The organism is Flavobacterium lotistagni, assembly GCF_011392125.1.
Taxonomy (GTDB): Bacteria; Bacteroidota; Bacteroidia; order Flavobacteriales; family Flavobacteriaceae; genus Flavobacterium; species Flavobacterium lotistagni.
In genome coordinates this window covers 76060-102450 of the sequence record NZ_JAAJBU010000002.1, presented here as the reverse complement: position 1 = coordinate 102450, position 26391 = coordinate 76060, and the positions used below count along the sequence as shown (strand labels likewise).

At 43.2% G+C, this 26391-nt stretch carries 14 protein-coding genes; 10 read left to right on the top strand and 4 right to left on the bottom strand.

The genetic code is table 11. The features are described 5' to 3' along the window. Position 1: 1 nt before the first annotated feature. From G4D82_RS03230 to recG, 4 genes are all read right to left on the bottom strand, one after another. Positions 2-1315, bottom strand: a complete 1314-nt coding sequence (locus G4D82_RS03230) for a TolC family protein (RefSeq protein WP_166334450.1) — start codon at positions 1313-1315, stop codon at positions 2-4. After that, positions 1299-4391 carry an efflux RND transporter permease subunit gene (locus G4D82_RS03225; protein ID WP_166334448.1) on the bottom strand — a complete coding sequence of 1031 codons (3093 nt, stop codon included), beginning with the start codon at positions 4389-4391 and terminating at the stop codon, positions 1299-1301. The genes G4D82_RS03230 and G4D82_RS03225 overlap by 17 nt, the downstream gene beginning before the upstream one ends. Before the next feature lie 33 nt (positions 4392-4424). Then, on the bottom strand, positions 4425-5486 hold the full coding sequence (locus G4D82_RS03220; protein ID WP_166334446.1) for an efflux RND transporter periplasmic adaptor subunit: 1062 nt from the start codon (positions 5484-5486) through the stop codon (positions 4425-4427). 98 nt (positions 5487-5584) lie between these two features. Next, positions 5585-7687, bottom strand: a complete 2103-nt coding sequence (recG, locus tag G4D82_RS03215) for an ATP-dependent DNA helicase RecG (RefSeq protein ID WP_166334444.1) — start codon at positions 7685-7687, stop codon at positions 5585-5587. A gap of 122 nt (positions 7688-7809) precedes the next feature. Here recG and G4D82_RS03210 point away from each other — a divergent pair, with 122 nt between their 5' ends. From G4D82_RS03210 to G4D82_RS03165, 10 genes are all read left to right on the top strand, one after another. Further along, entirely contained in the window at positions 7810-9897 is a 2088-nt protein-coding gene (locus tag G4D82_RS03210; protein WP_166334442.1) for a M1 family metallopeptidase, read from the top strand. A gap of 6 nt (positions 9898-9903) precedes the next feature. After that, positions 9904-10809 (top strand): patatin-like phospholipase family protein, encoded by a 906-nt coding sequence (locus tag G4D82_RS03205; RefSeq protein ID WP_166334439.1) that lies wholly within the window; start codon positions 9904-9906, stop codon positions 10807-10809. Positions 10810-10863: 54 nt separating this feature from the next. Beyond that, the gene (locus G4D82_RS03200; RefSeq protein ID WP_235924294.1) at positions 10864-11640 is read left to right on the top strand and encodes a toxin-antitoxin system YwqK family antitoxin; all 777 of its coding nucleotides are present in this window, start codon (positions 10864-10866) and stop codon (positions 11638-11640) included. Positions 11641-11704: 64 nt separating this feature from the next. Continuing rightward, a complete protein-coding gene (gene mnmA, locus G4D82_RS03195; RefSeq protein ID WP_166334437.1) occupies positions 11705-12892 on the top strand; it encodes a tRNA 2-thiouridine(34) synthase MnmA in 1188 nt (395 codons plus the stop codon). A 22-nt stretch (positions 12893-12914) separates the two neighbouring features. Next, on the top strand, positions 12915-14531 hold the full coding sequence (locus tag G4D82_RS03190; RefSeq protein ID WP_166334434.1) for a S8 family serine peptidase: 1617 nt from the start codon (positions 12915-12917) through the stop codon (positions 14529-14531). After that, on the top strand, positions 14531-15475 hold the full coding sequence (locus G4D82_RS03185) for an NAD(P)H-dependent flavin oxidoreductase (protein ID WP_166334432.1): 945 nt from the start codon (positions 14531-14533) through the stop codon (positions 15473-15475). The genes G4D82_RS03190 and G4D82_RS03185 overlap by 1 nt, the downstream gene beginning before the upstream one ends. A gap of 10 nt (positions 15476-15485) precedes the next feature. Further along, complete coding sequence (locus G4D82_RS03180) at positions 15486-15911, top strand: hypothetical protein (protein ID WP_166334430.1); 426 nt, start codon at positions 15486-15488, stop codon at positions 15909-15911. Between the two features lie 387 nt (positions 15912-16298). Further along, complete coding sequence (locus tag G4D82_RS03175) at positions 16299-23447, top strand: gliding motility-associated C-terminal domain-containing protein (protein WP_166334428.1); 7149 nt, start codon at positions 16299-16301, stop codon at positions 23445-23447. A gap of 12 nt (positions 23448-23459) precedes the next feature. Then, positions 23460-24407 (top strand): PorP/SprF family type IX secretion system membrane protein, encoded by a 948-nt coding sequence (locus tag G4D82_RS03170; RefSeq protein ID WP_166334426.1) that lies wholly within the window; start codon positions 23460-23462, stop codon positions 24405-24407. Between the two features lie 11 nt (positions 24408-24418). Then, positions 24419-26296 carry an OmpA family protein gene (locus G4D82_RS03165; protein WP_166334424.1) on the top strand — a complete coding sequence of 626 codons (1878 nt, stop codon included), beginning with the start codon at positions 24419-24421 and terminating at the stop codon, positions 26294-26296. The last annotated feature ends 95 nt before the right edge of the window (positions 26297-26391 follow it).

The following is a 26391-nucleotide window of genomic DNA, read 5'->3' as shown; positions in this document are numbered from 1 at the left end:
TTTAAAACCCCAAATTTCCAGCTAATTCTTTCAAAGCAATTTCCGATAATTTCGCTTGGTATTGCGTGCCGGTAAAACGCACTTTTGCGTTGATATAATTGAGCTGTGCGGTACGAAATTCAATCGTCGGTATGGTTCCGATTCTGAATTTCTCTAAAGTGATTTCGAGGTTTTGCTTGGCGATGGCTTGGTTCTTTTCTTCGAGTTTTACCAATTCGAGATTGGTTTGATAAGTTTGAAAAGCGGCTGCCAATTGGCTTTCGAGTGTTTTGTTTTGTTGTTCGATAGCAATCTGGGAATTGGCTACTTGCAACTGAGCGACTTTCTCGTTGCGGTGTTGGTTAAAGCCATCAAAAATAGGCAGCGTAGCACTAAAACCGTAATTTAAACCTTGCGAAGAAGTTCTCGTGGCAAAACCCAAATCCGAACGCGATTCATTGAAATTATAACCGGTATTGAGCTGCACCCTCGGATAGCGATTGCCTTTGATTTGCTTGAGTTGCAACTCGGAAATTCGTTTGTTGAGCACCAAGGCTTCCACTTCCGGATTCTGTTTCGAGGCCAATTCGTTAAGGTTGGCCAAGAGCAGTTGGTTATCGATTTGAATTTCTTCTGACACTTTGAAATCGAGTTTCGTATCGCGGGCGAGTTGTTCGTTGAGCTCAATTTTGGTGCGGGCGAAAAGTTCTTTTTGGCGCAGTAAAGTTGTGGTATCAGTATTCAAATCTACTTCGGCATTGAGGGTTTCAAGCTTTGAAGCTTTGCCAATCGTGTAACGGTTTTGGGCCAAGGTCAATCGCTGTCTCGAAATCACAATCGTTGAATCAAGCGCTGCCAATTGCTGCTGCTGTTGCACCAAGTCGTAGTAAATCGCCATCACATCACTAACTTTCTGCAAAATGGTTTGTTTGAGCCGAATATCTCCCAGTTTTTCTAGTTCTTTGAGTTGATCGCGGCGGGCAAACATTCTAAAACCATCGAAAATCGTCCAATTCAAGTTAGCGCCGTAAGTCAGGGAATTGTTCTTGGCATTGTCGAGCGAATTTGTTGTACCATCGGCCCGCGTTTGCGATAGGTTTTGAATGCCGTTATTGTCTACCACGGACGCATTTACGGTAGGCAACATTCCGGCGTTTCCCAGTGTGTTATCAGCTTGGGTAATCTTCGAATGGTTCGCAGCAATACGAATGTCGTAGTTGTTTTCCAGAGCTATCTTGACCGCATCCTCCAGAGTCAAAGTTTGCTGTGCGCTCGTTTTGATGAAGCACAACAAGATCAATCCGAGCCATTTTATTTTATTACATTTTTTTTTCATAATCTTCCAAATGGTCAAATTCAGGACGATGTGTTTTGGCTCTAGACCACATTAAGTACAACGCCGGAATCACAAAAAGCGTCAGGATTAAAGAGAAAATTGTTCCTCCGACAATCACCACGCCCATTCCAATTCGGCTCGTTGAGGCAGCTCCGAGCGATAAAGCAATTGGCAAAGCGCCCAGCGAAATGGCTAAACTGGTCATCAAAATCGGGCGCAAACGGGCTTCGGCGGCTTCCACCACAGCATCGTATTTGGATTTTCCTTGCTCGCGCAGTTGGTTCGCGAATTCAACAATCAGGATTCCGTTTTTGGTTACCAAACCAATGAGCATGACGGTTCCAATCTGACTGAAAATATTCCAAGTTTGATCAAAAAGCCATAGCGAAAACAAGGCTCCGGCCACCGCCATCGGAACGGTCAATATAATAATAAATGGGTCGATGAAGCTCTCAAACTGCGCTGAGAGAATCAAGAAAATCAGTAATAACGCCAGTCCGAATGCAAATGACGTATTCGAGGAACTTTCAACATAATCACGCGATTCGCCACCCAAATCTGTTGTGAAGCTTTCGTCGAGTATCTTAGATTTAATCCTGTCCATAGCTTCGATGCCGTCTGAAATACTTTTCCCCGGAGCCAAACCGGCAGAAACGGTCGCCGACATATTTCGGTTGTTGTGGTACAGTTGCGGCGGATTGCTCTTCTCGGTGATGCTCACCACATTGTCCATCTGAATGAGTTCACCTTTGACATTGCGCACAAAAATTGAAGTCAAATCGAGTGGTTTTGAGCGGTCTTTCTGGTCGAATTGCCCAATCACCTGATACTGTTTTCCGTTGCGGATGAAGTAACCAAAACGCTGTCCGCTAAAGGAAAGCTGTAGCGTTTGTGCAATATCGAGTACTGAAATTCCGAGGCTTTCTGCTTTTTCACGATCGATGGTAACATTGATTTCGGGTTTGTTGAATTTCAGGTTGACATCTGTAATGGAAAAGGTTGGATCTTTTGCTGCTTCTTCCATGAATAGCGGAATCTTTTGCTGCAATTTTTCAAAGTTTGGCGCTTGAATGATATATTGTATAGGCAAACCACCGCGTTTGTTCACGGCTATGGTCGGCTGTTCGGTCACCGAAGTTTTGGCCTGCGGATATTTCTTGGTCCATTGGGTGAGTTTCTCGGCGATTTCTTTTTGAGAGCGTTCTCGTTCTTCTGGCTGAACCAGAGCAATTCGCACTCGACCACTATTGGTTGCTGAAGCGTTGAAACCCGGTGCGGTAATGATTAGGCTTACTTTTTTCTCCGGAATCGAATCATCAATGAGTCTGGAAAGTTCCTGCATGAACCGGTCGGTGTATTCATAAGACGAACCTTCGGCAGTGGTAGCAATCATGACCAGTGCGCTGCGATCGTCATAAGGTGCGGTTTCTTTTTGGAGGATATTGTAGAATAGGTAAATCAACCCAAAGCAAACGATGAGTATCGGAAAACTCAGCCATTTTTTCTTCAGAAAAGCCACTAAATTCTCGGCGTAATTGCGATTCATTTTCTCGAAAAACGGTTCGGTCAAGGTGTAGAATTTCGATTTTTTCTGCTCGCCGCCTTTCATCAGGTAAGCGTTCAACATCGGCGTCAATGTCAGCGAAACAAATGCGGAAACTAAAACTGCCGCGCCAATCACAACGCCAAATTCGCGAAACAATCGGCCCACAAAACCTTCCAGAAAAATTACCGGCAAAAACACCGAAGCCAAGGTTACAGAAATCGAAATCACCGCAAAGAAAATCTCGTTCGAACCTTTGATGGCAGCTTCAATCGGCGACATGCCTTCTTCGACTTTTTTGAAAATATTTTCGGTCACTACTATTCCGTCATCGACCACCAAACCAGTTGCTAATACTATTGCCAATAAAGTCAAAACGTTGATCGAAAAACCGAACAGCCACATGATAAAAAAGGTAGCAATCAGCGAAACCGGAATGTCAATCAGCGGTCGGAAAGCAATAGCCCAATCTCGGAAAAATAGGTAAATGATTAAGATCACCAAAAGCAGCGAAACACCAATAGTTTCCACTACTTCCAGTACCGATTTTTTCACGAAAACGGTATTGTCAATCGCAATGTTGAGGTTGATGTCTTTAGGTAAATCTTTTTTGAGTGTTTCGAATTTCTTGTAGAACTCTTTCGAGATGTCGAGGTAATTCGCGCCCGGAAGCGGCACAATCGCCACACCAACGAGCGGCATTCCCGATTGCGACATTTGCGTCTCTAGATTTTCAGGGCCAAGATTTGCCAAGCCAATATCACTAAAACGAACGGTTTTTTCGCCGTCTGCTTTGATGATTAAATTGTTGAATTGCTCGGGCTTGTTGAGGTTTCCAACGGTTTTCACGGTGAGTTCGGTGTTGTTTCCCGTGAGTTTTCCCGAAGGCAATTCAACGTTCTGTTGGTTCAAGGCCTCTTTTACATCCGAAACGGTACAGCCATAAGCCGCGAGTTTTACCGGATCAATCCACAAACGCATGGCATATTTTTTTTGTCCCCAAATCTGAATACCGCTCACGCCCGGAATGGTCTCGAGTCTCGGACCGATTACATTTTCCGCATAATCACTGAGTTCTAGCGGGTTTTTCGTGTCGCTTTGGATGGTCATCGAAATAATCGCATCGGCATTCGCGTCGGCTTTTGAAACTACCGGCGGCGCATCGATATCTTTCGGAAGGCTTTTCGCGGCAATAGCAACTTTATCGCGCACGTCATTGGCCGCAGTTTCCAAATCTTTGGTAAGGTTGAATTCGACCGTAATATTACTGGTTCCTTGAACGCTCGAAGAAGTGATGTTCTTGATGCCGTCGATCGAGTTGATGGCTTTCTCAATCGGTTCGGTAATCTGCGATTCAATGATGTCTGAATTGGCTCCGGCGTAATCCGTCCGTATGGAAATCTGGGCCGGATCTATCGAGGGAAACTCGCGCACACCCAAGAAAGTATAACCTATCGCCCCAAACAGTATAATGGCCAAGTTCATGACAATGGTCAAAACCGGACGTTTGATACTGATGGTGGATAGACTCATGGGGTTTTAGATTGTTGATTTTGGATTGGAGATTTAAGATTTGATCTTTACTTTTACGCTGGCGTCTGCTTTGAGTGCCATAATGCCGGAAGTGATCAGTGTGTCACCAGCTTTCAGCCCTGAAAGTACTAAGATTGACGCATCGGTTCTCGTGGCGGTTTCGACCATGATTTCCTTGGCTTTGCCGTTTTCGCAAACAAACACTTTCTTGCCGTTCTGTACCGGAACAATCGCTTCGGTAGGCACTAGAATGGCGTCTTTAATGGTTTGTAGCGGAAGCTCAACATTAGCGAAAGTGCCCGGAAACAATTTGCCGTCGTTGTTTTCGGCAATCGCTCGGATTTGTAAAGTTCTGGTAGCAGCTTCTATACTGGGCTCGATGGCGTAGACTTTTGCGGAATATTTTTGAGCAGAATTCGCGACGGTGAAATACAGTAAAGAGTTCATTTTAATCTCTGCGGCATATTTTTCAGGAATAGAAAACGTGATTTTGAGCTTGCCGGTGTTGACCAAATTGGCTACTAAAACCGAAGGTGTAATATAGGTTCCGGGAGAAATGTTCCGCAAGCCGATTTTTCCTGAGAAGGGCGCTCTCACCGAAGTTTTCCCGATTTGTGCGCTAATGAGTTGGCTTTGCGCTTGTGCTGATTTGAAATCGGCCCTGGCAATGTCGTATTCTTCTTGACTGATGGCTTCTTTTTGCAGCAGCAATTGGGCGCGGCGTTCGTTCTCTTTAGCCAAGGCTTCTTTGGTTTTGGCTTGACCGAGTTGGGCGCGGAGTTCAATATCGTTTACTTTGAACAAAATTTGTCCTTTAGCCACGTTACTGCCTTCTTGAAAATTGATGCTCTCCACAATGCCGGAAACTTCACTACGGATTTCTACTTGCTCATTGGCCTGAATCGCGCCGGAAAGTGAGAGGTTGTTTTCGAAAGTTTGAGGCTGAACGACCATTCCGCTGACGGTCATGGTTTTCCCTTTTCCACCTTTGTCTTTACCGTGGTCGTCTTTTTTCTTGTTTTGGGTGATGCGATAACCGATAAACGCCGCAAAACCGATAATCAATAGCGTATAAATCAAGTGTTTTAATCTCATGTGGCTTGGGTAAGAAGTGCGACAAATTTAGGTTTTACAAACTTTAAAACCGGGCAGTTGTGGCTTATTTAACTTTTATTTTGCTGTTTTTTTCCACATCAACTGATGTAGTTCCAGATGTTTTTTTTGCGCGAGAGTTCCAGAAAAATTTCCCTAAGTCGAGCATGTTCAGGATTCAACATCGACGGATCGTCTTTGAGTAACTTGACCGCTTCGTGTCTGGCGGTCAGTAAAATCTCTTTGTCTCGAACGATGTCGGCTATTTGCAGGTTCAAAACGCCACTTTGCTGTTTGCCCATAATATCGCCGGGACCGCGCAGTTTGAGGTCGACTTCTGCAATTTCAAAACCGTCGTTGGTGCGGCACATGGTTTCGATTCTGGTTTTGGTATCGCTAGACAATTTGTGCGAAGTCATTAAAATGCAATAACTCTGCTCGGCGCCACGGCCTACACGTCCGCGCAATTGGTGTAGTTGCGAGAGCCCGAAACGTTCTGCACTTTCAATAATCATCACACTGGCGTTGGGAATATTCACGCCGACTTCAATCACGGTAGTGGCCACCATGATATTGGTTTTGCCTTCCGCGAAGCGTTTCATCTCGGCGTCTTTATCGGCGGGTTTCATTTTGCCGTGAACAATAGAAATCGAGTAGAGCGGCAGCGGAAAATCCCGCGAAATACTCTCGTAACCATCCATCAAATCTTTAAAATCCATTTTTTCAGACTCTTGGATCAGCGGATACACGATATAAATTTGACGGCCTTTGTGAATTTCGTCGCGAATGAATTTCCATACTTTCAAACGGTTGGTGTCAAAGCGGTGCACGGTCTGAATCGGTTTGCGTCCGGGCGGCAATTCGTCGATGATGGAAATGTCCAGATCACCATATAAACTCATCGCCAAAGTGCGCGGAATCGGTGTCGCAGTCATGACCAAAACGTGCGGTGGTGTTTCGTTTTTCTGCCAAAGTTTCGAGCGTTGTTCTACGCCAAAACGGTGTTGTTCGTCAATAATCGCCAAGCCTAAATTCTTGAATTTGACTTTGTCTTCGAGCAGGGCGTGTGTGCCGATGAGAATGTGAAGTTGCCCATTTTCAAGTTCCTCATGAATGATTTTCCTATCGGCAGTTTTGGTCGAACCCGTCAGTATTTTGATATTTAAATTGAGTGTTTGAGCCAGTTCGCTTAAGCCCAGAAAATGTTGGTTGGCCAGAATTTCTGTCGGCGCCATCAAGCATGACTGAAAGCCGTTGTCTATGGCGAGCAACATACTCATAAAGGCTACGATAGTTTTTCCCGAACCTACATCGCCTTGGAGCAAACGGTTCATTTGCGCCGGATGGCCCATGTCGTTGCGGATTTCTTTGAGCACTCTTTTTTGGGCACTCGTCAAATCAAAAGGCAAATGATTTTGAAAAAAAGTGTTGAAATATTCGCCCACTTGCGTAAAAGCGTGGCCTTTGATTTTGTGTTTGCGAATCAAGTTTTTGGTAATGAGTTGCAACTGAATGAAAAACAACTCTTCAAACTTGAGTCGGAATTGCGCCTGAGCCAGTTTCTCGTTGCTTTTCGGAAAATGGATGTTGAAGAGCGCATCTTTTTTGGGCATCAACTTCAACTCGTTCAGCAAATATTCGGGCAAAGTTTCGACAAAAAGATTTTGCGTTTCCAGAAACAACTGCTGCATCATTCTAGACATTACCCGGCTCGTGATTCCTTTATTTCCGAGCGCTTCGGTCGATGGGTAAACCGGTTGCATCGCCGAACGCAGATTTTGTTCATGGTCTTTGAGCAGTTCAATTTCCGGATGCGACATCGAGTAGGTTTGGTTGAATAAAGTGCACTTTCCGAAAATCACCACAGGCACATTCAGCGGTAAGTTTTCCTTGATCCATTTGTGGCCTTGAAACCAAATGAGCTCCATTGGTCCGGTGTCGTCTATGAAGTTTGCTACCAGTCTTTTACCGCGTTTTTGTTCGACTGTTTTTAGAGTAATAATTTTACCAATGAGCTGTACTTCGGCGGGCTGGTTTTTCAGTTCATTGACTTTGTAATAACGGGTTCGGTCGATGTAGCGGTTCGGATAACACTGAATTAGATCTTCGTAGGTATTGATGCCTAATTCCTTGCGCAAGGCCGCACCGCGAGCAGGGCCGACGCCTTTTAGATATTCAATCGGGGTGTGCAGTAAGTGGTTCATCGTGGCGTTAAGATTTTGTCAAAGCGAAGATAACCATATTTTCACAAGTGGGAAACTTGTAAATTTACTGCCGTTAGAATTGAACCAACCCGTTTATATTTGTATTGCAAATGCCTCCATCCATGCGTTATTATCTACTTTTATTGTTTACTTCGATTGTACTGGGCCAACAAACACGCTGGGTAGATTTCAAAACACTGCAGGCGCAACTGGAGATTAATCCCGTTAAACGCAACGTGAAAGGCAATATCACCTACAATTTCGAAGTCAATCAAAAAGTAGATACCATCCGCATCGACGCTCAAAAAATGACCTTTTCGGACGTCAGAATCAACGGAAAACCGGTCGCTTACAAAGACAACAAAAAACAGTTGCTTTTATTTGATGGTTTTGATTTAGGAAGCAATGTCTTGACTTTTACTTACGAAGCGTTTCCAACCCAAGCGATGTATTTTGTTAATTGGGATTTCAATCAAAAAATCGTTGCTCCCGAAGAAGTGCAAGGCCAAATCTGGACACAAGGTCAAGGCAAATACACCAGCCATTGGCTGCCAAGTTTCGACGATGTTAATGAAAAAATAATCTTTAGTCTGGAGGTAACTTTTCATAAAAGCTTTACAGTAATTTCAAATGGAGATTTGGTTAAAAAAGAAGCTAAAGGCAACAATCTGGTTTGGTCTTATCGTATGAGCCAACCGATGAGTAGTTATCTGGTGATGCTCGCCATTGGTCATTTTTCCAAGCAGCAAACCACTACTAAATCCTTAACGCCGCTGGAGTTTTATTATGAAGCAGAAGACCAAAAAAATCTAGAGCCGACTTACCGTTACAGCCGCGAAATTTTTGATTACCTAGAAAGTAAAATCGGCGTGCCTTACCCGTGGAAAATTTACCGTCAAGTTCCGGTGCGCGATTTCCTTTATGCCGGAATGGAAAACACTACAGCAACCGTGTTTGCCAGAGATTTTATAGTAGACAGTATCGCATACAACGACCGCAATTACCTGAATGTCAACGCGCATGAATTGGCGCACCAGTGGTTCGGTGATTTGGTCACGGCAAAATCCGGAAAAGACCATTGGTTGCAAGAAGGTTTCGCTACGTATTATGCTTTGTTGGCTGAGAAATCGGTATTTGGCGAGAATTATTTTTATCACAAAGTTTACAATATTTCGCGGCAAATCTTGGAGGCTTCTAAAACAGATACGATACCAGTGCTTAATGAAAAAGCGAGTAGTTTGTCATTTTACCAAAAAGGTGCTTTGGCATTGTTTGTTTTGAATGAATCCATTGGCGATGAGAAGTTCGATTTAGCGGTTAAAAATTACCTGAACAAATATGCTTACCAAAATGTCACGACGGATGATTTTCTAAATGAAGTGAACCAAGTAGCGCTTTTTAACACGGCGTTTTTCAAGAAGCGTTGGTTGGAGAGTGCTGAATTTCCGGCCGAAGACATGAGCTTGTTGCGCAACAATAAATTTCTTGATCAGTATTTGGAGTTGCAGCGAAATCCGCTTTCGGTCACAAAAGACAAGGCCGCTATACTAGCATTGATGCAATCTGACGCGTATTATCCGATTAAAGAAATGCTGGTTTTTCAAACTGCTTCCCAACGGTTTGAAGACAAAGAGTTTTTGCTCGATGCCGCGCTTAAAACCGGAGAAATCCATGTGCGTCAAGCGGTGGCCAATTCGCTCACGAAAATCCCGGAGTCGTTCCGCGAGCGATATGAAACCTTGCTCAATGATCCGTCATACGAAACCCAGGAAGCAGCACTATTCAATCTTTGGAAACAGTTTCCTGCAGAACAAAAGCGCTATATCGACCTTTCTAAAAATTGGGTAGGTTTTCAAGACCAAAACCTCAAATTGTTGCATTTATATTTGGCCCATTTGACCACTTCTGACCCGAAGCAAAAAGTGAAGATTTACCTGAAATTACTGGCTTTCACCGGAACCAACTATGATTCAAACATCCAGCAGCAAGCACTGCAAAAACTACTCAATCTTCAAATTTACACTGAAGATGTTTTTCGCGGTTTGGCCTACGGAATTGCCCACCACCGTTGGCAGTACGTCAAATTCTGCAAAGACAATATCCGCAAACTCATCAAAGAAGATAAGCATAGAGCGACATTTAATCTAATTCTCGGGCAATTGCCCATTCGTGAAAAAACCCATTTGCAGCGACTCTTGAATGAGAAATAAAACAACATGAAAGCACTAGTGATTTCAGGCGGCGGAAGCAAAGGCGCGTTTGGTGGTGGCGTGGCGCAATACCTTTTGGAGGAAAAGCGTTGCCAATACGATTTGCTGTTGGGCACTTCTACCGGTAGCTTGCTCATTCCGCATTTGGCATTGGGCAATGTGGCTAAAATTCGTTCCGTTTATACCGAAGTGGCGATGCACCATATTTTCGACATCAATCCGTTTGTGGTCAAGCACAAAAATGGTGTTGATACGGTGGGTATTAACCATTTTAACGTATTGCTCCAGTTTTTTCGTGGCAAGCGCACCTTCGGGGAAAGCCATCAGTTGCGCAAGTACATCAAGGAAAATTTCACCTTATCTGAATTTAACCAACTCAAGAATTCCCATAAGAATATTGTAGTCACGGTGACCAATCTTTCCAGAAATGAGGTCGAGTACAAATGCATCCGCGATTTTGATTACGAAGATTTCTGCGATTGGATCTGGATTTCGTGCAACTATATTCCGTTCATGACCTTGGCTTCCAAAGACGGGAATGATTATGGAGACGGCGGATTTTCTAGCTTGGTGCCGATTAGAGAAGCCATCAACCGCGGTGCTACAGAAGTCGATGTAATCATTCTGGAAACTGAAGTGCTTACGGCTCCCAGACGGATTGGTAAAAACCCGTTTTCGTTGATGGTCGATTTGTTCCAGACTTTGCTCAATCAGGTAGAAAAGCACGACATTACCATCGGCAAACTATCCGCTAAAAATAAAAATGTCAAGCTGAATTTATATTACACGCCAATCCAACTCACCGACAACGCACTGGTTTTCAACAAAGAAAAAATGAAACAGTGGTGGCTACAAGGGTATGAATATGCTAAAAATAAAAGTGAATTCATGAGCGACAACAAGCCGGATTAACTTGTGCTGTTTTCATGTAGATTTGCAAAATAAAATTACTCAAATCGAGTTAAAATGGATCGTAAAATCAAGATTATGAGAATGAGAAGTTGGCTTTTAGTTGTTTTAATTGCCTCTAATATCACATCTTTGGCACAAGAAGATATCAATAAAGTTGATGATAAAGGCAAGAAAGACGGGCTTTGGAAAGGCTATCATCCTGAATCAAAAAGATTGCGTTATCAAGGAACTTTCAGCCATGGCAAGGAAGTCGGGACGTTTACTTATTACGATGATACCAAAGCACAAACGGTCATTGCCACGCGTGAATTTAACCCCAAAGACAATTCGGTTTACACGATTTTTTATGACCAACGTAACCATAAAGTCAGTGAAGGCAAGCAAGTGAACAAACTCAATGAAGGCGTGTGGAAGTACTATCACGAAGGACTGCCCGATATCATGACTTTAGAGTATTACAAAGCCGGTAAACTAGAAGGCAAGCGCACGGTTTACTATCGCGGTTCAGGTGTTCAAGGCGAAGAGAATATTGCTGAAGAAGCCCATTACTCGAAAGGTTTGAAACACGGTAGTTACAAGAAATATACAATGAAAGGAGTAGTGCTGGAAGATTCCAATTACAAACAAGGTGAACTCGACGGACCGGCTGTTTTTAATGACCCGTTGGGAAATCCGGTGTCTAAAGGCGTTTTCAAAAATGGCAAAAAGGTAGGCTTTTGGGAATTTTATCAAGACGGAAAATTGCTCAAAAAGGAGAACATGGACAAGGTCAAACGCCGGAAATCAGCGCAGGTGAAAACCAATCCTGAATCTGGCTCAAGCAAAGGTTAAGAAACTACTAAAGCAGCGTCGCAATGAAAAAATATTGTAGTTTTGCGGCTAAAATTTTTGCATCATGAAACGCGTAGTTGTTGGGCTTTCCGGAGGTGTTGATTCGAGTGTTGCCGCTTATTTGTTGCAACAACAAGGCTATGAAGTCATTGGGCTGTTCATGAAGAATTGGCACGATGACTCGGTCACGATTTCCAACGAATGTCCTTGGCTGGAAGACAGTAACGACGCTTTACTGGTGGCGCAAAAACTCGGAATTCCGTTCCAAACCGTCGACTTGAGCGAGCAATACAAAGAGAAGATTGTTGATTATATGTTTGCTGAGTACGAGAAAGGCCGCACACCGAATCCGGATGTGTTGTGCAATCGTGAAATCAAGTTCGATGTATTTCTAAAAATTGCGCTTGATCTTGGTGCTGATTTCGTAGCCACCGGGCATTACTGTAGAAAAGGTGAAATCGAAGTCGATGGACAACCGGTTTATCAACTGCTTTCGGGTGTCGATAGCAACAAAGACCAATCATACTTTTTGTGTCAGTTGTCTCAGGAACAATTGGCTAAAGCTTTGTTTCCGATCGGTGAATTGACCAAACCAGAAGTTCGCGCGATTGCTGCCGAAATGGAACTGGTTACCGCAGAAAAGAAAGATTCTCAAGGCTTGTGTTTCATCGGAAAAGTGCGGTTGCCGGAGTTTCTCCAACAAAAACTACAGCCCAAAGCTGGTTTGATTTTCGAGGTGGAAGCCCATCAGCAAATCTATCTCGATCTGCCGAAGAATGCCGATAACTTAGAAGCACAACTAGCGCAAGAAGCCGCACCGATTCGATATGTTCCCGAAATGGGAAAAGTCGTTGGCAAACACCAAGGAGCACATTATTTCACCATTGGCCAGCGCAAAGGTTTGAATGTAGGTGGCACGGCCGAAGCTTTGTTTGTAATCGCGACCGACGTAGAAAATAACGCCATTTATACCGGGCAAGGCCATCAACATCCGGGGCTTTTCCGTAGGGCTTTGTTTGTGGATGCCTCAGAGGTACATTGGATTCGCGAGGATTTAAAACTGTTGCCGGGCGAGTCGATGCGAGTTCAGGCCAGAATCCGTTACCGACAGGCATTGCAATCGGCGGTTTTATACCAATTTGAATCCGGCCTATACGTCGCTTTTGACGAGCCACAGTCGGCCATTACCGAAGGGCAATTTGTTGCTTGGTATCTCGGCGAAGAGTTGGTCGGATCAGGAGTAATTTCGTAAGTTTACAAAAAAAAATACAGCTATGAGAAGATTTATTTTACTATTGGTTTTCTTGGTGTCGTTCCAAGTTTTTTCTCAGGAAGATGCTTGGGTGTATTTGAATGCCAAGCCGAATGCTGATGCATTTTTCAGTAATCCTTTGTCGGAGCTTTCGCAACGTTCGTTAGATAGGCGCACAGCTCAGAATATTTCGCTCGACATTCACGATGCTCCAATGCACCAACCTTACATCGACCAAATTGAAGCCGCTTCCGGAATTGAAGTAAAAGCCCAATCCAAGTGGTTCAATGCTGTGCACGTTTGGGGCAGTGTTACCGATATTAATGCCTTGACTGTGTTACCTTATGTAGACCATGTAGAATTTGCAAACCGCTCGCTCAATGGCGCCGGGAAATCTGTTACAGTCAGAAAAAGCAGCAAAGTTAAAACTACACAAAGAAGATTGGCCCAATTCAACTACGGGAATTCGTTGAATCAGATTCAAATGTTAAAAGGCCATTTGTTGCACCAGCAAGATTATACGGGTTCCGGGAAAATTATTGCCGTAATGGATGGTGGTTTCCCGGAGGTTAATACTGCAGAGCCTTTTGATCGTTTGCGGGCCAACAACCAAATTTTAGGCGGTTATGATTATGTGAATCGCAGTGCCGATTTTTACACCGGAATTTCTCACGGAACGATGGTGCTTTCTACGATGGGCGGTTACAAAGACGGCGAACTTGTAGGTACTGCACCGGATGCTTCTTATTATTTGTTTATCACCGAAGATGGCGCTAACGAATGGCCGTTGGAGTTGTCATTATGGGTTGAAGCAGCTGAAGAAGCAGACCGTTTGGGTGTCGATATTTTAAATACTTCGTTGGGTTATACCGAATTTGACAATCCGGACTATAATTTTACCTACGAGGACATGAACGGACAGACGGCTTTCATTTCGAAAGGAGTGGAAATGGCCTTTAGCCGCGGTATGATTTCGGTGAATTCTGCCGGAAATTCAGGTAATGATGATTGGCATTATATTTCCGCCCCAGCCGATGCCGAACATGCCCTAACTGTGGGCGCCGTGGATGCTGCCGGAAATTACGCAAGTTTTTCCTCGCAAGGCCCCTCATTTGACGGTAGAGTGAAACCAGATGTAGTGGCACAAGGCCGTCAATCGGTGCTTTCTAATACCAATGGCGATATTGTTACCGGCAACGGAACTTCTTTTTCTGGGCCAATTATAGCCGGAATGGTAGCTTGTTTGTGGCAGGCTTTACCGACAAAGACTAATGCTGAAATTGTTCAGTTGATTAAGCAATCAGCCAGTTTGTTTTCTACTCCGAATGATGAATTGGGTTATGGTATTCCAGATTTCAATCTGGCTTTGAATAATGCTTTGTTATCAGTAAACACCACTGCTGCTAACGGGTTTTTACTTTATCCAAATCCAGCGCAAAATAATATTACTATTTCTTTGCCTAGCGCTTTTCAATCTGCTGAGTTGAGCTTGTACAATACTTTAGGACAATTGGTGTTGCAACGTAAAATTTTCCAAGATCAGTCAAATGTCAATTTAAGCGATATGAATTCTGGCGTCTATTTGTATAAAATTCAAACGGCGACTTCTAGTCAATCTGGAAAAATTTCTAAACAATAATGAATAGCATTACACAACTTTTCGGGATTCAATACCCGATTATTCAAGGCGGCATGATTTGGAACAGCGGTTATAAACTTGCCAGTGCAGTCAGTAATGCTGGAGGTTTAGGGCTCATTGGTGCTGGCTCGATGTATCCGGAAGTGCTTCGCGAACACATTCAGAAATGCCAAAAAGCAACCGATAAACCTTTCGGAGTCAATGTGCCGATGTTGTATCCTAACATTGAAGAAATCATCCAGATAATCATTGAAGAAGGCGTGAAAGTAGTGTTTACTTCTGCCGGAAATCCAAAAACTTGGACCGCGCATCTTAAAGCCCAAGGCATTACTGTCGTTCATGTAGTGAGTAGTTCGAAGTTTGCCTTAAAAGCGCAAGAAGCGGGAGTAGATGCGGTGGTTGCTGAAGGTTTTGAAGCCGGTGGGCACAATGGTCGGGAGGAAACCACCACTTTAACTTTGATTCCGATGGTGCGCAGAAATATCTCGATTCCACTCATTGCAGCCGGCGGAATTGCTACCGGAAAAGGGATGTTGGCCGCCATGATTTTGGGTGCTGATGGCGTTCAGATGGGCAGTAGGTTTGCAGCTTCAGAGGAATCTTCTTCGCATGCTGATTTTAAGAAAACCATCATTGAAGTGCAAGAAGGCGATACCCAATTGACCTTGAAAGAACTCGCACCTGTACGGTTGATTAAGAATAAGTTTTATAACGATTTGCAAGATTTGTACAGTAAATGTCCAACGCCAGAAGAATTAAAAGCATTGCTGGGTCGGGCACGTGCCAAACGCGGCATGTTTGAAGGCGATTTAATCGAAGGCGAACTAGAAATTGGTCAAATAGCTGGCCTGATAGATGAAATTCAACCTGTTGCAAGAATCATTAAAGAGGTAATCACAGAATACAATCAAGCAAAAGTTGCTGTAGCGCAGTTTAATTTTTAATCCGTTCGTTATGAAGTTGAAGTTCCTTTACAGTTTTTGTCTGATTGCTTTTACAGTCCTGCTTTCCAATGCGCAAACCTATAAATTTCTCACAACCGGATTCAGTGTCATGGAGCGCAATAATAAAGGCGAGTGGGGGAAATGGTCTGACTTGAAAGATACTTCCATCGTGATTACTTTGGATACAGATAAGAATCGTATTATAGTCTATTCGCAAGAAATTCAGCTCTACGATATTTTGGATTACCAAGAGAAAGAAGAGAACGAGAACGATTTGGTGTATCCGTTTACTTGCAAAGATGCAGACGGTTTGCCATTTACGATTTCGATTATTACACGCAAAAAGCAAGGTGACCGAAAACAGTTATACATCAATCAAAAAGACTTTATTGTTGTCTATAATATTGTAAATTATCCTGAGAAAAATGTCAGGTAAGAGCCAATTCGAATCTGGAACAAACAAAGTGCTTTTTTAGGCACTTTTTTTATGTAAATGGGTTTCGTTAGCGACTTTTTTATTGTGAATATCTTGTTGTTGAAAACTTTATTTTTAACGTTTTATTCCTGCGTTATTTTGGATTTTAATTGTTTTTATTTTTTTAAATGACTGATAAATAATTGTTTAATTCAGTTTTTGTTTAAATTTTTTTATCAACAAGGTGTTGATGATTTTGTTTATAACATTAAAATCTCATAAAAATTGACAAGATTAAATACAGTAATATAGTGTCATGTAAACTAAGCTGTTGTTTTTGCTTATAAAACTAGTTTTTTGCTGGTTTTGCTACATGAAAAAACACTAATTGGTCAATTTGTAATGCTTATGGGAATTAATACTCTTGGTAGAAAAAAATCATTTCAACTTTTTTGGATCCTGGTCTTTGTCGGTTTTGCGATGAATTCCTACGGACAATGCCCGACGGTTACAAATCCGACCCAATCTTTTTGTGATACCGAATTTCCAACAGTAGCAAGTTTGGCTGCAACAGATAATGGAGGTGGAATTCGTTGGTATGCCAATGCGACAGGTGGTACTCCATTGGCGGGAACTATTTCGCTCAACAACGGAGAAGATTATTTTGCAGATGACGATACTGGAACTTGTGTTCGTCAGCCTGTCGTGGTTACTATATACACTAAGCCTACTGTTGTCGCTCAGCAACAAGGTTTTTGTGAAGAGTCTGTTGTGGCAGATTTGCAAGCCACGGGAAATATGATTCAGTGGTATTTGAGTCCGACAGGTGGAACGGCTTTAGATGTTAACACTTCTCTCATTAATAATACATTTTATTATGCCAGTCAAATCAATCCTGATACGGGTTGTGAAACTTCGCGCCAAAGGGTATTTGTTGCAGTAAGGATTTTGCCACCACCAACCGGGGATAATGTTCAAGTTTTGTGTTCTACGCCCAATCCGACGATAGCCGATTTGGTTGTGCAGGGTACCAATGTGGTTTGGTATCCTAGTTCAACTTCAGGAGTTGAAATTCCAACCACGACACCTATAATAGAAGGGCAAACTTATTATGCAGCCGAGACTGATGAGTTTTGTGAAAGTATTACTAGGCTTGATGTTACGGTTATTTTCAATGATCCTAATGATCCGGGGTCTAATGGCGCTAGAAGAATTTGTATTTCTGATGTGCCGTCCACGCCGCCTTTTAATCTTTTCGATGAGTTGGGAGGAACACCGGATGCTACAGGAACTTGGACAGGCCCTTTGCCGACAACGAACGGAAATTTAGGAACGGTAGATATTTCAACTTTGACGGTAGCTGGCAGTCCTTATGTGTTTAGTTATAATGTTACTGCTTCGGTTTGTTCGGCAGCTCAATCTACAGTAACTATTGAGGTTTTGCCATTGCCTGAAGCGACTATTTCTGCTACTTCAACTACGATATGTTCTGGTGCCAGTACAACTATTAATATTAATGGAACACCAAACGCTACTGTTACCTATACTATTAACGGAGGAGCTAATCAATCCATTACTTTGAATAATGCTGGGACGGCTTCAATTAATAATACCTATACGGCTGGTACCACTTTCAACTTGATTAGTGTGGCTTCGGCAGGCACCCCAAGTTGTAGTCAGTTGCTCAGTGGTGCTGGAACAACTGTAACAATCAACGTGAATCCATTGCCTACTGTTAGTGTGAATAGCCCTTCTATATGTGCTGGACAAACCGCTACGGTAACCGCTACGCCGGGAGCGGCAGGGAATTATCTTTACACTTGGACTGTTCCTTCAGGGGCCACGAATCCGGGTAATGTGGCTACTTTCAATACAACTGTTGCTGGAAATTACAGTGTTATAATAACGGATAATACTACTACTTGTAACAGTCTTAGTGCTTCGGGAACTGTCACAATTAACCCTTTACCTACCGTTGCTGTGAATAGTGCTACGATTTGTCCGGGTGTGAATGCGACGGTTACTGCTACACCAACGCCAGCCGGAACTTATTCTTATGTTTGGACAGTGCCTACAGGAGCAACTAATCCTGGTAATGTGGCTACTTTTAGCACGCAAATCGCCGGAACCTACAGTGTGATTATCACTAATACGGTTACTACTTGTGTTAGTTTGAGCGGATCAGGTACGGTAACGATTAGTCCGCTTCCGACTGTTGCGGTTAATAGTCCTTCGGTCTGTGCCGGACAAAATGCGACAGTTACCGCTACGCCATCTCCAGCAGGGAATTATTCTTATTTATGGACAGTACCATCAGGAGCAACCAATCCCGGAAATGTAGCTACTTTCAATACGAATGTACCTGGAATTTATAGCGTAATCGCTACAAATTTAACGACTACTTGTGCGAGTTTGAGTGCTTCGGGAACGGTCACTATTAATCCATTGCCGACTGTAACAGTAAATAGTCCAACGGTTTGTGCAGGTCAGCCCGCGACAGTAATAGCAACTCCAACACCGGCAGGAACATATACTTATGCTTGGACAGTGCCAACTGGGGCGACTAATCCGGGGAATGTGGCGACTTTCAATGCTAGTGTGGCTGGTAGTTATAGTGTGATTATTACCGATGCGACTACTACTTGTGCTAGTTTGAGTGCTTCGGGAACAGTCACTATCAATCCTTTGCCGACCGTTACTGTGAATAGTCCTTCAATTTGTCCGGGTGAAGATGCTACGGTGACTGCGACACCTACGCCAGCCGGAAATTATTCTTATGTTTGGACAGTACCAACAGGAGCTACAAACCCAGGAGATGTAGCAACTTTTATTACACAAATTGCCGGAACTTATAGCGTTATTATTACCAATACCACAACCAATTGCCCAAGTTTAAGTGCTTCTGGTACGGTGACAATCAATCCGATACCGACTGTTGTTGTAAACAATCCGTCAATTTGTGCAGGTCAAGATGCAAATGTTACGGCTACGCCTTCTCCGGCAGGAAATTACTCTTATGTATGGACGGTTCCGGCAGGAGCAACCAATCCGGGTAATGTGGCTACTTTCGCAACCAATATACCGGGTGTTTATAGTGTAATTGCTACCAATTTAACCACCAATTGTGTCAGCTTAAGTGCTTCAGGTACAGTAACTGTGAATCCATTGCCGACTGTAACTGTCGATAGTCAAACGGTTTGCGCTGGTCAATCGGCTACTATTACCGCGACACCATCTCCGGCAGGAACTTATTCTTATGCTTGGACGGTTCCGTCAGGGGCTAGCAATCCGGGAAATGTTCCTACTTTTAATACAACAATCGCAGGAACTTACAGTGTTATAATTACTGACGCTACTACTACTTGTGCCAGTTTGAGTGCCTCAGGAACTGTAACGGTCAATCCTTTGCCAACTGTCACGGTCAATAGTACTTCGGTTTGTGCTGGAGGAACTGCTACAATCACAGCAACGCCTGGAACGCCTGGGAATTACACTTATACTTGGACGGTGCCAACCGGAGCCACAGATCCAGGGAATGTTGATACGTTCAATACTACTGTCGCCGGAACTTATAGTGTTACTCTAACAGATGTAACTACAACATGTATCAGTGCCAGTGCAGGAACAGTGACCATCAATCCGTTGCCGACAGTAACCGTTAATAATCCATCCATTTGTTTAGGTTTGGATGCGACAATCACAGCTACGCCATCCCCGGCAGGCAATTATTCTTATGTATGGACGGTGCCGGCTGGGGCGACTAATCCGGGAAATGTAGCAACTTTTATAACTTCTACCGTTGGAGTTTACAGTGTCGTGGTGACCAATTTAACAACGACTTGTGTGAGTGAGAGTGCTTCAGGTACGGTTTCGAATAGTGCATTGCCGGTAGTTACTGTGAATAGTACATCAATATGCGAAGGAAATGCTGCTACAATTACTGCTACGCCAGACACTGGAACAGCTGCCGATTATTCTTACGCTTGGACTGTTCCAACGGGAGCAACCAATCCTGGAAATGTAGCGTCATTTGATACTACAGTTGCGGGAACTTATAGCGTTATAATCACACATTTAACTACTACTTGTGTGAGTCTTAGTGCTTCTGGAACTGTAACAGTAAATTCTATACCCACAGTAACGGTGAATAGCATTTCGGTTTGTTCCGGAACTGACGCTACACTCACAGCTACTGTTGGAACCGGTATTCCAACTGACTATTCTTACGCTTGGACAGTTCCAACCGGAGTAACTAACCCTGGGGATGTGGCGAGTTTTGATACCAATGTGGGCGGAACATATAGTGTCATTATTACTAACTTAACAACCAATTGTCCTAGTGCAAGTGCTTCAGGAACAGTAACGGTTAATCCACTACCTACTGCTACAGTTTCTTCAAGTGGCACGGTTTGTTCGGGTTCTATTGCTGCCATTTTATTTACTGGAACTCCAAATTCTACGGTTACTTATAATGTAAACGGTGGTGCAAATGCCACAGTGGTTATTGGGGCTTCGGGAACTTTTACCTTAAATACACCGCTAAGTGTTACCTCGACTTTTAATTTGGTTAGTGTGGTTTTGAATAATCCGCCTAGTTGTTCTCAAACACTTACTGGTGCTACAACCATGACTGTTACCCAACCGCCGCAAGCCGGAAGTAACGCGAACCTCACAGTTTGTAGTAACGATGGTCCTCAAGATTTGTTTTTACTCCTAGGTGCTTCTGCTCAGCCTGGCGGAACTTGGTCTCCAGCATTGGCTAGTGGAACGAACATTTATAATCCGGCTTTAGATACGGCTACTAGTTATACCTATTTAGTTGCCGGAACTCCACCGTGTGTGAACGATACTGCAACGGTGTTTGTAACGGTTACCCCAGCACCTAACGCAGGAACAAATAGTACGGCTAATCTTTGTTCTAATATTGATCCTGTTGATTTAACTGGTTATTTAGGCGGAACACCGCAAACTGGCGGAACTTGGACACCAGCTTTAGCCAGCGGCACTAATTTTTTCAACCCTGCTGTTGATTTGGCTGGCGTTTATACTTACACGGTTAATGGCAACGGTCCATGTGGAAGTGCTCAAGCAGATGTTACTGTAAATATAACAGTTGGGCCAAATGCAGGAACCTCAAATAGCACCACTTTGTGTGTGAATAGCCCTGCCATCAATTTATTTCCTTTACTCGGGCCATTGGCTGAAACGGGTGGAACTTGGTCGCCAGCATTAGCCAGTGGAACGGATTTATTCGATCCTGCTATTGACGCAGCTGGGCCATATACTTATACTTTAAGCGGGAATGATCCTTGTGATAACGATACTGCTACAGTAACGGTAACTGTGAATCCGTTGCCTGATGCTGGTGAGAATGCAACTACTGATATTTGTTCCAATGCAGACCCAATTGATTTGATTACCAGATTAGCAGGAACTCCTCAACCAGGCGGTGTTTGGACTCCAGCTTTAGCTAGCGGTACCGGAATTTTCGACCCAGCGGTTGATGCTGCGGCTACCTATACTTATACTGTAGGCAATCCTTTTTGTACACCAGATTCTGCTGATTTAGTTGTTAATGTCATTCCCGGACCTGATGCAGGTGGACCTGGAGCTATTACTTTTTGTGTAACTGATACGCCCCAAGATTTGTTTTTAAGTCTTACCGGAACGCCACAAGCCGGAGGAACTTGGTCTCCAGCCTTAGCTAGTGGAACAGGTGTTTTTGATCCGGCTGTTGACCCTGCTGCAGATTATACGTACAGTCTGAGCGGCAATGATCCTTGTGATAACGATACTGCGGTGGTTAGCGTTACAGTGAATCCGGTTCCTGATGCCGGAAATGCCGCACCGAATCAAGACGTATGTAATTCACAAGGAACGTTTGACTTGAACTCTTTACTAATTGGTGCTCAAACTACTGGGCTTTGGACCGATAGCAACAACCAGTCTGTAACCAGTACAGTAGATGTCTCTACTTTAGCTCCGGCAGTTTATACTTATACTTACACCATCACTAATAGTTGTGGAACTGATGCCACTACGGTAACCTTTACAATTTTGCCCAATCCTTCTTTAGAAGCTTCCAATATTACTGTTTCATCTCCCAATTGTTCTGGTGAAAATGTGACGGTAACGTTCAATAATATGTTAGATGGCAGTTATGTATTGAACTATGATTTATCGCTTAGTAATGTCTTGACTAACCAATCTTCGCCCGTAACTATTGTCGATGGTACCGGAATTATGACGATCAATGCCAATGATATTCCAAATACAGGAACAACGCGTCTGACCTTCACCAACATCACTAATGCGACCACTTCTTGTACAGTGCCAATCAATCCGATTGTCAGTGCTGATTTTATCATCCGTCCGAGTTCAAATCTAGACAATACCAATTTGGCTGTTACCAATCTATGTTTCGGAGAAGATGCTACGGTTTTAATTGCCGGCGCTACTGGTTTGGCAGATGGAGACTACCAATTTGTTTACAGTCTCCCACAAGCGACTCCTGATACCGGCACTACAGGCACAGTAACTATTACTAGCGGAACAGGACAGTTTACAATTCCTGCGGTTGTCTTGGCCGCGACAGGTGGTTATACTTTGACGATTACCTCAATTGTTAACCTTTCCGGCGGTTGTAATAATTTAACAGAAGATGCTACGGCTACATTTACCGTGAATGTCTTACCCGATTTGTCTAACGGTACTTTGAGTGCGGTTACTTCTTGTTTGAATTTCTCCAATGAAGTTATTTTGGCAAGTGATATCAACTCTTCATTACCTGACGGAAGCTACAATATAACTTACGAACTCTCGGGTGCTGTTACAGCAACCCATACCGATTTGGTTACCATTCTTGATGGAGTAGGGACTTTCACTATCCCAGCAAACGATTTGAATACTGCTGGAAATGTAACAGTGACCATTACACAAATTACTTCAGTCGTAGGACTTTGTAATGCAGCGACCATCGGTATTGATCCAATTACTTTTGAGGTATCACCTGAAGTAGAGACACCAGTGTTAACTCCTAACGGGGAAAAATTCTGTGCACCAGAGAATCCAACTATTGCCAACTTGAGTTCGAATGTTACGGGTACTTTAGAAGTGGTTTGGTATGATGCACCAACGGCTGGAACAGCTTATGCAAGTACAGATTTACTAATAGATGGTGCTACTTATTATGGTTCCTATTTGACAGCAGCCGGTTGCGAAAGTGTGACTCGTTTACCGGTTACGGTTGATTTAGATAATTGCGAGGATATCATGATTCCTGACGGTTTCTCGCCTAACGGAGATGGTGTGAATGACGCATTCGTGATCAAAAACCTTGCAGAGAAATACCCAAGATTCACTCTAGAAATTTATAACCGTTATGGCAATGTGCTTTATAAAGGCGATATCAACACACCAAATTGGGACGGAACTAATAGCGAAGGCGGCGTCAAGATTGGCGGAAAAAATGTTCCAGTAGGGGTGTATTTCTATATTGTTGAATTCAATGACGGCACCCGCGATCCAAAACAAGGCCGACTATATTTAAGTAGATAAATGAAAATTAAGATGAAAAAAAGAAGCATTCCCTATTTGGTTTTTATCGGTACTTTCCTGATATCTACATTGGCAAAAGCTCAGCAAGATCCGCAGTTCACGCATTATATGTATAATATGAGCGGAATCAACCCCGGATATGCTACCGATAATCCTGGCGTTATCAACGGTGGAGGTCTTTACCGTACACAATGGGTTGGGGCAGTGGGTGCGCCAAAAACAGCGACCGCTTTTGTGCATTCACCTATTGCAAAAAGAGTAGAACTTGGTTTGTCTATCGTTAGCGATGTGATTGGCGATGTGGTTCACGAGAACAATATTTATGCTGACGCGGCTTATGTGATTCCGGTGTCTGCAAACAATAAACTGTCATTCGGTTTGAAAGCTGGTGTTACACTTTTCGATGTCGACTTCAACGGATTTCAGTATACTGATACGCCACCAGATGAAGCTTTCTCTGAAAATGTCAACAAGACTTTCCCGAATATCGGAGCCGGAGCTTTTTACTTCAGCGATCGTTACTATTTAGGATTGTCTGCACCCAACTTGCTTACGACCAAACATCTTGAAACCAAGAATGGAGTTAAAGCGACAGGCGTAGAGGAAATTCATTATTTCTTTACCGGAGGTTACGTTTTCGATTTGACTACCAGTACCAAATTTAAACCCGCATTTATGGCCAAAGCTGTTACCGGCGCACCACTTTCTATGGATTTAACAGCCAACTTCTTATTCAATGACAAGTTCGAACTAGGAGCCGGTTATCGTGTAGATGATGCCGTGAGCGGGCTGGTAGCTTTTACGATTTCACCTAGTATTCGCATAGGATATTCTTATGATTACACACTTTCAAACTTGAGTAAATACAACTCAGGTTCACACGAAATATTCCTATTGTTTGATCTGGATACTTCAAGTCTTTCGTCTAAAGGATACGATAAATCGCCTAGATTCTTCTAATAATGAGCAACATGAAAAAATACTATTTGATACTTTTAATGCTGTGTTTCAGCCCGAAACTCATCGCCCAAAAAGGAAGCGAGAAGAAGGCCAACTCGTTATTTGAGAAAAGATCTTATGTGAAGGCAGCCGAAATGTATGAGCAGCTTGCCGAGAACCAAAACGTATTGCAGAACCTCGGTGATTGTTATTACAACAATTCCCTGATGAAAGATGCTGTGCGCGCTTATGGTAAATTGTTCCTGACTTTTAAAGACAGCGTCAAACCGGAATATTATTTTAAGTATGCACATGCACTTATGGGTGCCGATGATTATACCAAAGCCGATTTAATTATGGCTGAATACCTCAAATTCGCAGTCAGTACGCCAAAGTTCATCAACAATCTAAAAACGAATGTGCCGTTCAATTATGTGTTGCAACCGATGACCAAGAACACTTCAAACGGCGATTTCGGAATTTCGTTCTATGGCGATAAAGTGGCCTTTGCTTCGTTAAGAACTGCAGAAGGGAAATCTTTTGGGTGGAACGAAAAACCCTATCTGGATTTGTTTAGCGCTGAAGTCAATTCTAAAGGACAACTTACTAACATCGAGCCTTTTCCAAAGGAAATCAACACTAAAACACACGAGAGTTCAGTTACCTTCAGCAAAGATGGTCACATCATGTATTTCAACCGTACCAACGACAAGCAAGTTAAGGTCGGTAATCACAAAGTAGCCAACATCAAGATTTATAAAGCCGAATTTGTTGACGGCAAATGGACGAACATCACGGCGTTACCATTTTGCAGTGACCAATATTCAACGGAACATCCGGTATTAACCAAAGATGGTAAGAAGCTTTATTTCTCTAGTGACATGCCCGGAAGTATCGGTTCGTTCGATATTTTCGTAGTCGATGTAAACGAAGACGGCACTTACGGAGAACCGGTAAACCTAGGCCCGGCAGTCAATACAATCCATCGCGAGCAGTTTCCCGAAATTTCTAACGACGGCAGCATTTTATACTTTGCCTCAGATGGTCATCAGGGCATGGGCGGACTCGACATCTTCATGAGCAAATCTTTAAACGGAGGCCCGTTTGCCAAACCACTCAATTTGGGAGAAACCATCAACAGCAACATGGACGATTTTGGTTATGTGGTGGATGAGAAAAAGAACATGGGTTATTTTGCTTCGAACCGTAAAATAGGCGATGCACTTTACAGTTTTACTCGCACCGAAAATGAAGAGCGTTATGTTGTAGAGGGCGAAGTTAAAGACAAAAACACCCAAGATTTATTACCGGGAACTTTAGTGTCACTTTATGACGAAAACAATATCCTGATTGGTCAAATGGTTGTTGGAGCAGAAGGCGATTATGTTTTTGCCACCGAGCCCAATAAAAAATACAGAATTGAGGCCATGCGCGATTTTTACATTCCTCACAGCGAAGAGTTCACTACCAATGAAGACGGAAAATTGCGTTACACGATTGAACTATTCATGGAATGTTACGACGATGCTGAAGAAATCATCACCAAACGCCAAGACGGAAAAGTGCAGATTGTACTGGAGAACATCTACTTCGACTTGAACAAATGGGACATTAAATCTGATGCTGCCCGAATTCTTGATGTTTTGGTTGACTTACTCAAAAAATACCCTGAGATGGAAATCCAACTGGGCGCCCATACCGATTCACGCGCTTCAGATACATATAATTTGATGCTTTCAAATAAACGGGCCGCTTCTACCTTGGAGTATCTCGTAGACAACGGAATCAAAAGGAAAAGACTTCGTTCAAAAGGTTTCGGTGAATCCGTGCCTTTGGTGAAATGTGGAAATAACTGTACCGAGCAGGAACATTCCATCAACCGCCGATGCGAGTTTATCATTTTGAAGTAATTAATTTAATTGGGTTAAAATGCCGCTAGGGATAGCGGCATTTTTTTATGGTTAAATCTGAGCTTTCTTCAATTGATGCAACCGAAAGCCACTAT

What these genes read in the sequence shown, in the direction of transcription:
- G4D82_RS03230 (WP_166334450.1), bottom strand. Translation starts at nt 1,315, where the DNA reads ATGAAAAAAAAATGTAATAAAATAAAATGGCTCGGATTGATCTTGTTG.
- G4D82_RS03225 (WP_166334448.1), bottom strand. Translation starts at nt 4,391, where the DNA reads ATGAGTCTATCCACCATCAGTATCAAACGTCCGGTTTTGACCATTGTC.
- G4D82_RS03220 (WP_166334446.1), bottom strand. Translation starts at nt 5,486, where the DNA reads ATGAGATTAAAACACTTGATTTATACGCTATTGATTATCGGTTTTGCG.
- recG (WP_166334444.1), bottom strand. Translation starts at nt 7,687, where the DNA reads ATGAACCACTTACTGCACACCCCGATTGAATATCTAAAAGGCGTCGGC.
- G4D82_RS03210 (WP_166334442.1), top strand. Translation starts at nt 7,810, where the DNA reads ATGCGTTATTATCTACTTTTATTGTTTACTTCGATTGTACTGGGCCAA.
- G4D82_RS03205 (WP_166334439.1), top strand. Translation starts at nt 9,904, where the DNA reads ATGAAAGCACTAGTGATTTCAGGCGGCGGAAGCAAAGGCGCGTTTGGT.
- G4D82_RS03200 (WP_235924294.1), top strand. Translation starts at nt 10,864, where the DNA reads ATGGATCGTAAAATCAAGATTATGAGAATGAGAAGTTGGCTTTTAGTT.
- mnmA (WP_166334437.1), top strand. Translation starts at nt 11,705, where the DNA reads ATGAAACGCGTAGTTGTTGGGCTTTCCGGAGGTGTTGATTCGAGTGTT.
- G4D82_RS03190 (WP_166334434.1), top strand. Translation starts at nt 12,915, where the DNA reads ATGAGAAGATTTATTTTACTATTGGTTTTCTTGGTGTCGTTCCAAGTT.
- G4D82_RS03185 (WP_166334432.1), top strand. Translation starts at nt 14,531, where the DNA reads ATGAATAGCATTACACAACTTTTCGGGATTCAATACCCGATTATTCAA.
- G4D82_RS03180 (WP_166334430.1), top strand. Translation starts at nt 15,486, where the DNA reads ATGAAGTTGAAGTTCCTTTACAGTTTTTGTCTGATTGCTTTTACAGTC.
- G4D82_RS03175 (WP_166334428.1), top strand. Translation starts at nt 16,299, where the DNA reads ATGGGAATTAATACTCTTGGTAGAAAAAAATCATTTCAACTTTTTTGG.
- G4D82_RS03170 (WP_166334426.1), top strand. Translation starts at nt 23,460, where the DNA reads ATGAAAAAAAGAAGCATTCCCTATTTGGTTTTTATCGGTACTTTCCTG.
- G4D82_RS03165 (WP_166334424.1), top strand. Translation starts at nt 24,419, where the DNA reads ATGAAAAAATACTATTTGATACTTTTAATGCTGTGTTTCAGCCCGAAA.